We start from the raw sequence: 11546 nt of genomic DNA on the forward strand, positions 1-11546 counted from the left end.
GAAACGGCATGCCGGAGCGAAGAGCAGGACGGCGGGGCGTAAAGGCCATTTTTGAGGAGTGGGGATTCGGTGACCAGTTTCAAATTCATTTGCCGCCCGGCGGTTGCTCTGTCGATCGGTGTCATTGCCCTTGGTTTGACGGGCGCCGCGATGGCGCAACAAGCTGCACCGGCTCCGCAATCGGCGGCAGCTCCCGCTCAGCCGCAGCCGTCGGCAGCGCAGATCGAGCTTGGCAGGCAATTGGTTGTCGCGTCGGGCCTCAGTCGATCGTTCGACAACATGATTCCGCTCCTCGGCGCGCAATTCATCCGTACCTTCAGCGCCCGGCGGCCCGAAATTGCCAATGACATCGATGCGGCCGTCAAAGCGACGATGCCGGCGATGGAGCTACGCCGGGAACAGATTCTCACGACGCTGGGGACAATCCAGGCGCAGAATATGAGCGAACAAGAACTGAAGGATACGATCGCCTTCTTCAACTCGCCGTCAGGCAAGAAATATGTGGAGGCCCAGCCGGCGATGGTCGACGGCGTTGCCCTCGCGATCGACGATTGGACCAACAAGCTATCCGCGGACATGCTGCAACTCGTGCGCGACGAGCTGAAGAAGAAGAATATTGATTTCTAATCAGGGTGTGCCGCAACCCATGGCCGACACCAGGGACATGCCGATGCCGGGTAAGGTCGGCTTGTATTGCAAGACGAGCTTGATCGTCTTGTTCGGCTTGTTGCTGCCGTTCGCCATGGCGCTCGCCAATAAATCGGCGCCGGCGGTGCTCGTCGCGGCAGCGCTTGCAGGAGCGGGTGCGCTCGCGGCGGAATCTAGCTGGCAGGAGGTCAAGGCCAGCCTGGCGGCGATTTTCTCGCGTTCGATCGCGTGCGGCGTGCTCGGCTTCGTTGCGCTTGGCGTCCTGAGCTTCGTCTGGTCGATCGACCGCGCCCAAACCTGGCGCACGCTGAGCGAGACGGTGCCGGTTCTGATCGCCGGACTCGTCGTTCTCATCGCGGCACGCCGTTTTGCCGAGCCGCGCGACGCGCTTTGGCTCGTCATCGGGCTTTGCCTGGCTGCGGTTTTCATCGACATCGAAGCGGCGACCAATATGGCACTGCATCATGCCGTCCACGCGCGCGACCGGATTTCCGACTTAAAGCCGAGTTCCGACGTCATTTCGATGCTGTTCTGGCCGGCGGCATTCTGGCTCACCAACCGGCCGGGGGCGACGCGCCGCGATTGGATAGCGATAGGCGTCTTTGGTCTCTTTTGCTTTGTTTCGGTCGTCTACGCGGGTGGCGGCACGGCGAAATTCGGCTTTGGCGCCGGTTTGGCCGCCTTCGTGTTGAGTTGGTTTTGGCCGCGCGTGACTTTGGCGGCCATTGCGGTCGTCGGCTTGTTTCTTCTGGTTGTCGCGCCTTTTGCCGGCAAACTGGGGAATGACATCGTCTCGACGCAGGTGCAGCGCTGGTTCGACCACGCCAATATGCACGCCTCGGAGCGCTTCTTGATTTGGGAAGTGTTCGGCGCCGACGTGGCCTTTCATCCGCTCCTAGGCCATGGTTTTGGCGTCAGCCGTTCGATCTACAGCGCCGGAGCCGACAGCCAGACTGTCTATGTAAGTTTCGGCGGCAAGCCGACTTACGATTTCCGCCCGCATGTCGCGGACGTGTTGGAATGGGTCCGCACCGGCGAGAATGGGGGCCGCGATGTGCCGCATCCGCATAATGGCTTTCTGCAGATCTGGGTCGAATCTGGTGTGCTCGGCGCCCTGGTGGTCGCCGCCCTGTTCGGCCTCGTGCTGCGGCGTATCGCCAAGCTACGGCAACCCGCGCTTCCAGTTGCCGCGGCCATACTCGCAACGGCTTTAGAAATATGCCTAGTCGGCTTTGGCATCTGGCAAGCCTGGTGGATCGCGATCGTGTTTTCCGCCGTGATCTGGTTTGAGATCGTGCAGCCTCAAGACGCGAAAGATGAGATGCACTAGTGGCTTAGGCCAGCCGTTTTGGGGGCCGGTGCCTGCGAGGCGAAAAATCTGCCCGCCTGCCGGCTCTTGACCTTTGGCGTCGCATGCCGCATCAGACGCAGCCTGAAAAAGCTGTTAGAGGAACCCGCGCGATTTCCAGCTCGCTCTTGACCGAACTCAAATACCGCATCGAATATGGCACCTTTCGTCTGTTGGCATGGGTTGCACGTGCGCTTCCCTTGGAGCTGGGTGCGGATATTTCGGCCGCCGGATGGCGATTGGTCGCGCCGCGCCTGAAACGGCATAAGCGGGCGCTGGCCCATTTGGCCATGGCCTTTCCCGATATGCCTGCGGCAGAGCGCGAGCGGATTGCCCGCGCCATGTGGGACAATCTCGGCCGCGTCTTCGTCGAATTTTTTCACCTTGACGATTTCGTGACCAGCGACCGCATCACCTTCGCCGACCCCAATTGGCAGGAGAACTACGCTCTGCCCGGTTCGAGCGGCGTCGTCTGCGCGCCGCATCTGGGCAATTGGGAAGTGATCGTGCTCGCCGCGAACCGGCTGGGCCTCACGCCGGGCGGCATCTATCAGCGGATCAAAAATCCCTACGTCGATGCCTATGTGACGAAAATGCGCACCCCGCTCTATCCGGGCGGGCTGTTTGCCAAGGGCGGCGTCGGCGCGCGCCAGTTGCTGCGGCATACGAAGAATGGCGGCACGGCTGCAGTCCTCGCCGATCTGCGCGGACACCGGGAAATCTCCGTGCCCTTCTTCGGTCATCAGGCGCCGACGACCTCTTTTCCCGCTGTTGTCGCGCGGACATTGGATGTGCCGATTCTCATTGGTGCGGCGGTGCGCAGCGGCAAGAGCCGGTTCAAATTCGAGCTGGAGCTTGTGCCCGTTGCCCGGACCGCGGACAAGGATGCCGACATCGTCACGACGTCCGCTGCGATCCAGGCGGCCTTCGAACGCATGGTCCGCAAATATCCCGAACAATGGATGTGGTCCCATCGCCGTTGGGGGTGAGGGGGCGGCGCGGTCCCGGCCGCCGGCGAGCAGGCCTGGCGGATGAGCGGAATTTGCCTTTTGAAAGCCAAGGCCTTCACAAAAGCCATTGGCTCGCTCGCAAAACTGCCCCGCATTCGTTGGTCTTCAAAGTATAAGTTTGCTAAAGAGCCCATCATCCGATTGCCTGCGGCGAAGGACTATGGCTTGGCCTCGGCATTTTGATACATGGGATTCTGGTCGAGGCCGGCCAAGAAAAATGGTTTCGGAATAGGTGAGATGACGTGGCGCCTCATTCCGAGAGCGTTTTGCGTTCTTTCAGAATCGCAAAATTGCTCTACATCTTTGTTTTGTCGCATTTTCGCTGCGCGGACCGTCGGTTCTTAACCGAAAAGTCGTGCAACTTTTCTGGAAAATGCTCTAGTGACGGAGTAGCTCATTTGTGCGGCATTGCAGGAATCATGGTTTGTGAGGGACAGAAAGTCGCCCCTCATATACTCGACCGCTTGGAGAAAGCGCTGTTCCATCGGGGGCCGGACCATACAGGCCGCTATGATGACGGCAGGGTTGCGCTCCTCAACACGCGGTTGGCGATCATCGATCTTGCGACCGGCAATCAGCCTTTCGAAGCCGCAGATGGAACTGTCCTGGTGGCGAACTGCGAGATCTATAACGATCCCGCGATACGCGAGAGGCTGCCGGAGGCCCCGTATAAATCCAAATCCGATGCCGAATCGGCCCTGCAATTGTACCGTCATGAAGGGCCTGAATTCGCCCGCGACCTGCGGGGTATGTATGCGACGGCCATTTTCGACAAGTCGAAATCGCAATTGATCTTAAGCCGCGACCCCTTCGGCATCAAACAACTCTATTACACGATCACGCCGGGCTATTTCGCCTTTGCTTCCGAAGCACAGGCTTTGATCGCGGCGGGTCTTGCTGAGCGCGGTCTGAATCCACAGAAGAGGTCCGAGCTTCTTCAACTCAAATTCACGACCGGATCGGAAACGATCTTTCCCGGCATTCACCGCTTATTGCCGGGAGAAACGCTCCTTGTCCAGAACGCCCAAATTGTGAAACGGACGAGGCAGGTGCTGCCTTCCGCATCGGAGGCTGGGAAAGCAAAACCGCAATCAAATCATCTGCAGGCGCTCAACGACGTTCTCACCGACAGCGTGCACGCCCATATACGCTCCGACGTTCCTTATGGACTTTTTCTCTCCGGCGGCATCGATTCCTCGGTGCTTCTGACCTTGATGACGAGGCTAACGGCCAATCCCATCACGGCCTTGACTGCCGTTTTTCCCGATACCCAGGCCACGGACGAAGGAGCCGCAGCGGAAAAAGTCGCAAAAGCTGCCCGCGCCGACCATCACCGCGTTGAGGTCACGCAAGAGGATTTCTGGCATTTGTCCCCTGCCGTCGCGGCAGCCTTGGACGATCCGACGACCGATGCCGCTGCCCTGCCGACCTTTAAACTGGCCCGTTTCGCCCGGTCCCTTGGTCTCAAAGTCGTTCTGAGCGGCGAGGGTTCGGACGAAGTTTTTGGCGGTTATAGCCGCTATCGGCGCGCCGCGCTTTTATGGGGGCTATTCGCGCGCAAATCGCGATCGAGCGGCGTTTTTCGTGATGCGCCGGAGGACACTTTCAAGGGGTGGCGCGACGGACTGGCGAAGACCGAGACAGCCGACAATCTGGCCGGCCTGACCGCCACGCAGCGCCTGCAAGCGATCGATTGCGCGGAATGGCTGCCAAACGATTTGCTGGTCAAATTGGACCGCTGCCTGATGGCCTTTGGCATCGAAGGGCGGACGCCATTTCTTGATCCGATCGTCTCTCCTTTCGCCTTTGCGCTTCCCGACAGGCTCAAAGTCAGGCGCAAGTTTGGCAAATGGTTGCTGCGGGAATGGCTCTCTACGGCGATGCCGCAGGCGGAAGCCTTCAGTCGCAAAAAAGGCTTCAACCCCCCGGTGGGCGAATGGATCGAACTGCACAAGGCAAAACTGGTGGAACTCGTACTGGCGCAGCCAGGCATCGCTGAGATGGAAATCGGCGATCTTGTTCGCTCTAACCTTATGAATGCTACAAGAAATTCCCAAGCGGCCTGGAGTTTGCTTTTCTACGCGCTGTGGCATAGCCACCATATTCTCGGAGTGGATTCGTCAGGCTCGATTGGCGATGTTTTGAGCGCCGCCGCGCGGAGTGGCTAGGGCCTGTTTTCGGCCAGGATCTGGTTTGGTATAGTGAAGTCTGAAGAGGATTAGCCCATGACGCCTTTCGACACCGACCTTTTCGTCATCGGCGCGGGTTCGGGCGGAGTTCGGGCGGCGCGGATCGCGGCTGGATATGGCGCCAAGGTCAAGATCGCCGAAGAATTTCGCGTCGGCGGCACATGCGTTATTCGTGGCTGCGTGCCGAAGAAACTCTATGTTTATGCCAGCCGCTTTGCCGATGAATTCGCCGAGGCCGCGGGCTATGGCTGGGAGATTCCGGAAAAGCCCGTCTTTCACTGGCGCTCGTTGGTCGAGGCCAAGGAGAAGGAAATCACCCGTCTCTCCGGCATCTACCGCGCCAATCTTGAAAAGGCCGGCGTCGAGCTGATCGAAAAGCGCGCGGTGGTCGAAGATTGCCACACGGTGCGTCTGCACGACGGCCGCAAGCTGCGCGCGAAACACATTTTGATCGCGACCGGCGCATCGCCGGTGATGGAGCCGCATGTGCCCGGCATCGAGCACGCAATCTCGTCGAACCAGATCTTCGATCTCAAGCATTTTCCGCATCGTCTGCTGATTGTCGGAGGCGGTTACATCGCGGTGGAATTTGCCTCAATCTTCGCCCGGCTCGGCAGTGCGGTGTCCTTGTGCTTCCGGTCCGACAATGTGCTGCGCGGGTTCGATCAGGACATGCGCAAAGGCGTGAGCGAGGCGCTGACCCATGCGGGCGTTGCGGTTTCGCCGGGCACGCTGCCGACGCGCATCGCGCGCCATGCGGGCGGACATTTGGAGGTGACGCTTTCGGATGGGCGGCATGTCATTGCCGATCAGGTGCTCATCGCGACGGGCCGCAAGCCGCATACCGCAAACCTCGGCTTGGAGCGGGCAGGGGTCGAACTTGACGCTTCTGGCGCGGTGAAGGTTGACGCTGTGTCGCAGTCGAATATTCCCTCGATCCATGCGGTCGGCGATGTCACCAATCGGATCAATCTCACACCCGTCGCCATTCGCGAAGGCCATGCCTATGCGGATACGGTTTTCGGCGGCAAGAAGATTGCGGTCGATCACCACAATGTGCCATCGGCCGTCTTTACGACGCCGGAGCTCGGCACGGTCGGGCTGACCGAGGAACAGGCGCGCAGAACGCATGATGTCGTCGATATCTACAAGACGAGCTTCCGGCCGATGCGCGCGACTCTCTCTGGCGCACAGGAAAAGACCATCATGAAAATCGTGGTGGACGGCGAAACCGACAAAGTGCTCGGCGTGCATATTCTCGGCCACGACGCCGGCGAGATGGCGCAGGTTCTCGGTATCGCTGTGAAGATGGGCGCGACCAAGGCCGATTTCGACGCAACCATGGCGCTGCATCCGACCGCGTCGGAAGAACTCGTGACCATGCGCACGCGGACCGAACGGCACGAGCGGCTGCGGGCCGCGGAGTAGGAATAAAGCGGGCCGCAGAAGAGATGTGCCTGCGGCGCAGGGGAAAAAGGGCTCTCTGTCATCGGGGGCTTGGCCCGGGATCCGGAGCCGCACGATCGACGAATAATCATTATCATTGTGCCGCAGTCATTTTCGTGCGTGTGGCCTCGATCAGCGCTGGATCCCAGATCTATACGAACCAGAGACATGGGTGACGGGGCACGAGCCTCGAACACTCAGCCCGCTGCAATCCGACCGTCGCCCGAAATCGCGAGGCGTTCGCGCGCAAGATGCGAAAAGTGGCTGCGGCTCAAGCGATATGCGCCGGGCGTGCGATAGCCCATCTCGCGCGCGACGACGATGCCGAGTAGCAAAATCGCATCGGGTGCATTGAGAATGAGCGCTGCCGGCGCGCGCTCTGCATGAATGAGTTCGAGCATGACCGCCGCCGCCGAGGACGAGCCGATCGTGCCCGGCAGACAGAGGATGCGGTTGTGAATTACCTGATCGCGATCGGGATGGCGCACGTCGATGATCGTTCCCGTCTTCGGATCGACGCCGCCCCAGAAGCTGATCGGCCCGCGTAGGATGAGCGGTTCGGCGACGACATCCGCGCCGGGCAGAAGCACGTCGGCTTGCAAGGGCGTCATGGCGCGTCCTCCGCGAGTATAGGCCGGCCTGCGACGGCGCTCTCCACGCATTCCTGCAACGAGCCATAGAGCACGCCATAACCGGTGTTGCCGGGCGTGTAATGGGCGAATTTGCCCGAATTGGTCATCAGCACCGCCCCCGGTTTCGCCGGCAAGATCGGCGTCACCACGACACATGTGTCGGCGACGACGATGACGCCGGCGTCTTCCAGCGCCGTGCGCCGGCCTTGCTCGTCCAGCAGGCGCAAGGCATGGCGGCCGGTGCAGGCATAGAGCGGCACCGCCAAGCGGCGTCCGGCGAGCGCCTGTTCCAGGCGGTCGAATTCGGTGAGCGACAGATGCGGGCTGCCGATGGCGACCGCGTCTATGGCGTTCGCGCCCGCCGCCGTGGAGAGGCGTTTGCGTGCCGCCAGGACCATCTCGCGCGTGACCCCGATGGTTCGGTCCGGCGTGCTTCCCCGCAGCGCGGCGGCGAGATCCGGCGCTTCCGGCGTCACGCCGGCGATATGGAACAGGCCGACCGCACCCGTCGAAGCGGCGGCCGCGCCAAAGGCCTTGAGCGCATCCTCGCCCGGGTGCGCGGCGATGCCGGCGACAACGCCGATATCATCGCCGACTTCGCGACCGAACAGGCTGCCCAGGATCGGCCAGGCCACCTCCGACTGCAGAAAACGCGGATCGAGGGTCGAGACATCGAACACGATCCGCGCCCGGCGGTTCTCTGGCCGGTGCAGACCATAATCCGGCGCGCGCCCGGCGATGGCGCAGGCGATATCGAGAAAGTCGCCGTAGCGGTTGGTGCGGGCGCCGAGCACCGAATTGCAGAATACGACCGCGTTTGATTCGCCCCAGGCGACATCGGTGCCAAGGGCAGGGCGGTGGCCGGCCTGATAGGGCGCGCAGGTCCAGGTCTGCTCGCAGCCAAGCTGCCGGTAGGCCTCCATCATGCGCCGTGCCATGGCGCGCTCGTGCGGCGGCAGGCGGTCGCGCGAGCAGCCGGTCAGGTCGAGCGAACCGACATTGAGGGTTGCCCGCACCGCGACCTTGGCGCCGCCCGCGACCAGCCGTTCGGCAAAATGGGTGCCGGAATCGCCGTGATACAGCGCACCGTCGATATGGGCGGACGCGATCGGCAACAGCCGCGGCGCGCCCATCAGGCGGGCGGCCTCGGCGACGATGCGCATCGCCATGGCGCGGCCCTCGCCGAAAGCTCCCTCGGTTGTAGCGCGCTCTTCGCTGGTCAGTTCGACAGCCATGTTAACGCGCCAAAGCTGCGGATTTCGGCGTGATCTCGGGCCGCGGCGCATTCACCGCCGGCGGGCGGATCATCATCCGCCACATCGCGAAGGCCGCCATGATGAAATGCGTGACGCCATTCTGCGCGAAGAGCATTTCCGGTCCGAACTGCTGCATGAGGAACGAGGCAAGCACGGGCGCGAGCGTCGCGCCGACGCAATAGAGAAACAGCAGGCCGGCCGAGACGATCAGCGCGTTTTCGGGACCTGCTCGATCGTTGGTCTGGGAGATCGCCAGCGTGTAGAGCACCATCGTCGCGCTGCCGAGTCCGAGGCCGAGCAGATCCATCACGAGATGGGTCGGCCTGCCGGCAACGCACAGGCCGAATTCGATCATCATGCCGATGAGGGCGAGGCCGACGATCATTTTGCGCCGGTCGTACTTGTCCGACAGGCGCCCGACCGGCCAGACCATCAAGGTGGAGCCGATGACCACCGCCGTAACGAAATCGGCCACCACATGGGCATTGAAACCGACTCCGAGCACATAGACGGGTGCGAGCGTCCAGAACGAGCCGTTGGCCGCGCCGACACCGAAGGCCGTTATGGCGCCGATCGGCGATATGCTGAAGAGCCAGCCGAGCTGGATCTTGACCGAGGCGGGGGCCTGGGGCGGATCGGCTTGCGTCGCCATCATCGGGATGATGGCGAGCGCGAACAGGATGTTGATCAGCGAGAACAGCCTGAAACTATGCGGGCTCTGCACCAGCAGCAATTGCTGGCCGAGAGCGCTACTGATGAAAGTTATCGCCTGGTACATGCCATAAAGTCGGCCGCGATTCTGGTTCGTCGCCTTGGCATTCACCCAAGCGTCGATCACCGCATAGACGCCCGCGAAGGCGAAGCCGTGGACGCCGCGTAAGCACGCCCAAATCCAGGGGTTGACCAGGACGGGGAAGGCTGCCGTCGCTGCGAGCGCCGCCGCGATAAAGCCGCCAAAGGCCCGGATGAAGCCAGAGCGCCGGATGATCCACGGATCGGCGAGGGTGCCAAGGAGCATGCCGCCGAAATAGGCGGCGCCGCCGAGGCCGATGGCAAAATCGGGGAAGGCTTCGAGTTTGGCCCGGGTCGGGACCAAAGTGCTCATCAGGCCATTGCCCGTGATGAGCACGAAGACCGAAATGTAAAGCGCCACGAGGGCGGAATAAGCGCGCAAGGGGAAAATCCTGTTGGGGATGCCCACATCTATACGCAATCGCGGCCTTTGTCTCATGCCTTTGATCGATGCTATTGGCCGTTTCGGGGATTTTTTGCCGATGGAATCTCCTCTGTCCGAGGGCTGTCAGGGGGCCCTCACCATCCGGTCCCGCTCGTCCGCGTGCGCCGCGAAAGCATGCGGCTGCAGACGCGCACCGCAACTTCGTCCAAGACGATATTGCGTCGCGACATTAATTTCTTTCGCAAAGCAATATGCCGGTCGGAGATGCGCATGAGCCTTGCCTTTCTCGTCACTTCGTTCCTCGTCGTCGCGTCTCCCGGCACGGGTGCGATTTACACTTTGGCGACCGGGTTGACGCGCGGGCCGCGCGCCGCCGTCGTCGCGGCGTTTGGCTGCACGCTCGGCATCGTGCCGCATATGATCGCCGCGATCGCTGGTGCCGCAGCGATTTTGCACACGAGTGCCGTGGCGTTTCAGGGCGTGAAATACTTGGGCGTCGGTTATCTTCTCTACATGGCGTGGCATGCGTTGCGTGAGATTGGTGCGATCGATGTGGCACCGCAAAATATCATTCGCTCGCATATGCAGATCATCGTCAAAGCCATTCTCATCAACATTCTCAATCCAAAATTGTCGATCTTCTTTCTCGCTTTCCTGCCGCAATTTGTTGACGTGGCAAATGCTCACGCGCTCATCACAATGCTCACGCAAAGTGCCGTGTTCATGCTGATGACATTCGTCGTTTTTGCGATCTACGGATTGTGCGCTGCAATCATGCGCGATCATGTCATCGCAAGGCCAAAAGTGTTAACGTGGTTGCGTCGCAGCTTCGCAGGTGCGTTCATTCTTCTCAGTGCAAAATTGGCGTTCGCCGAGCGTTGAGCCGCAGCGTTATTTGCGCGCATGCACGTGCAAAAAAATATTCTTTTTTCACTGACTCGCGAAAATAATCCGACCGTCATAAGGTCATAAAGGCCGCCATCGCAAAGCCGTAATTTCCGTATCTGTTAGATGTCAGCCAAATGGACAGGTATCTTTTTGGTGAGCGTTCCTGCGATGTTGTATTCCCGTTATATCGGCGGCGTATAGACAACGTGTCTGACGGGTGGTGTCGGGTCGCAAACGCTTCTGTAGCGTTTCCTGTCTCTTGTAGTTGAAGAGCTCATGAAGGGCCGTCCATCACGGAGGAGCCAATATGGAGTATTATGATTTTGAAGTGATCAAGGGCGATACGATGCTGGCTCTGCAGCGTTCCGTCGCTCTCGCAGAACCAAAATCAGCCTGGCCGAAAATCGCGCGTCTTGCGCAGAACTTTGATCAACCCGGATGCAAAATCCGTGTGCGCAATGAATCCGGGGAACTGGTGATTCAGATCGGCGTCGTCGCCGCAAAGCAAATGCTCAAGAAGAAGACTTTAACCAACTGATCGCAAGTTGCGCTTCCTTCTCCTCAACATGTGGGGAGAGGGACGAAGTCTATAACACGCCGTCTCATCGCTGCTGTTGGTAAACTGAAAAATTCTCCTTCATTCGATCCGCGGCAGCGAACCTCCCCTCAGCCCCAGTCATTCGTCTTCGCCAACAAGCGGAGAGATCCGGGCCGCGCGCTTGCCGTGCTCAATGGTATCGGTAACTCGAGCTTGCATGAGCCGCGCATCTCCAGACAGTAAATCGGCAGGCCCAATTTGCGCGGAAGCACCATACAAGCGTTTGCGGACCGCAAGCTCGCGGTCCAGCCGCCTGTATTTCCAGCAGCACGCGCACCGCCCGTCACCCGTTTTAGCGCCACCCATGGCTGGCAGACCGGGCGATCCGTTCTTTCGCCGGGCCGCTCGCCAAGC

At 60.7% G+C, this 11546-nt stretch carries 10 protein-coding genes; 7 read left to right on the forward strand and 3 right to left on the reverse strand.

Features of this window, described 5'->3' with window-relative positions; genetic code table 11:
- The first annotated feature begins 69 nt into the window (after nt 1–69).
- The 5 genes from V9T28_RS07710 to gor all read left to right on the forward strand — a co-directional run bounded on the left by V9T28_RS07710 (nt 70) and on the right by gor (nt 6623).
- Complete coding sequence (locus V9T28_RS07710) at nt 70–627, forward strand: DUF2059 domain-containing protein (RefSeq protein WP_116398429.1); 558 nt, start codon at nt 70–72, stop codon at nt 625–627.
- 19 nt (nt 628–646) lie between these two features.
- Nucleotides 647–1978 (forward strand): O-antigen ligase family protein, encoded by a 1332-nt coding sequence (locus tag V9T28_RS07715; RefSeq protein ID WP_116398430.1) that lies wholly within the window; start codon nt 647–649, stop codon nt 1976–1978.
- Nucleotides 1979–2061: 83 nt separating this feature from the next.
- A complete protein-coding gene (locus V9T28_RS07720) occupies nt 2062–2985 on the forward strand; it encodes a lysophospholipid acyltransferase family protein (RefSeq protein ID WP_116398431.1) in 924 nt (307 codons plus the stop codon).
- A gap of 311 nt (nt 2986–3296) precedes the next feature.
- Nucleotides 3297–5174 carry an asparagine synthase (glutamine-hydrolyzing) gene (gene asnB, locus V9T28_RS07725; protein ID WP_199499910.1) on the forward strand — a complete coding sequence of 626 codons (1878 nt, stop codon included), beginning with the start codon at nt 3297–3299 and terminating at the stop codon, nt 5172–5174.
- 57 nt (nt 5175–5231) lie between these two features.
- Nucleotides 5232–6623, forward strand: coding sequence for a glutathione-disulfide reductase (gene gor / locus V9T28_RS07730; protein WP_116398433.1), 1392 nt, complete (start codon nt 5232–5234; stop codon nt 6621–6623).
- A 215-nt stretch (nt 6624–6838) separates the two neighbouring features.
- On the opposite strand, the gene V9T28_RS07735 is transcribed toward gor, so the two are convergent.
- The 3 genes from V9T28_RS07735 to V9T28_RS07745 are packed head-to-tail and all read right to left on the reverse strand — an operon-like array spanning nt 6839 to nt 9703.
- Entirely contained in the window at nt 6839–7252 is a 414-nt protein-coding gene (locus V9T28_RS07735) for an aconitase X swivel domain-containing protein (protein WP_116398434.1), read from the reverse strand.
- Nucleotides 7249–8508: an aconitase X gene (locus V9T28_RS07740; protein WP_116398435.1), complete on the reverse strand. Its 1260-nt coding sequence runs from the start codon at nt 8506–8508 to the stop codon at nt 7249–7251. The genes V9T28_RS07735 and V9T28_RS07740 overlap by 4 nt, the downstream gene beginning before the upstream one ends.
- Before the next feature lies 1 nt (nt 8509).
- A complete protein-coding gene (locus tag V9T28_RS07745; protein ID WP_158554657.1) occupies nt 8510–9703 on the reverse strand; it encodes an MFS transporter in 1194 nt (397 codons plus the stop codon).
- Between the two features lie 273 nt (nt 9704–9976).
- Between V9T28_RS07745 and V9T28_RS07750 the strand changes: the two genes are divergently transcribed.
- Together V9T28_RS07750 and V9T28_RS07755 are read left to right on the forward strand one after the other, a co-directional pair.
- On the forward strand, nt 9977–10588 hold the full coding sequence (locus V9T28_RS07750) for a LysE family translocator (protein WP_116398437.1): 612 nt from the start codon (nt 9977–9979) through the stop codon (nt 10586–10588).
- A gap of 313 nt (nt 10589–10901) precedes the next feature.
- Entirely contained in the window at nt 10902–11132 is a 231-nt protein-coding gene (locus V9T28_RS07755; protein WP_116398438.1) for a hypothetical protein, read from the forward strand.
- The last annotated feature ends 414 nt before the right edge of the window (nt 11133–11546 follow it).

It is taken from the genome of Methylovirgula sp. 4M-Z18 (genome assembly GCF_037890675.1).
Lineage (GTDB): Bacteria > Pseudomonadota > Alphaproteobacteria > Rhizobiales > Beijerinckiaceae > 4M-Z18.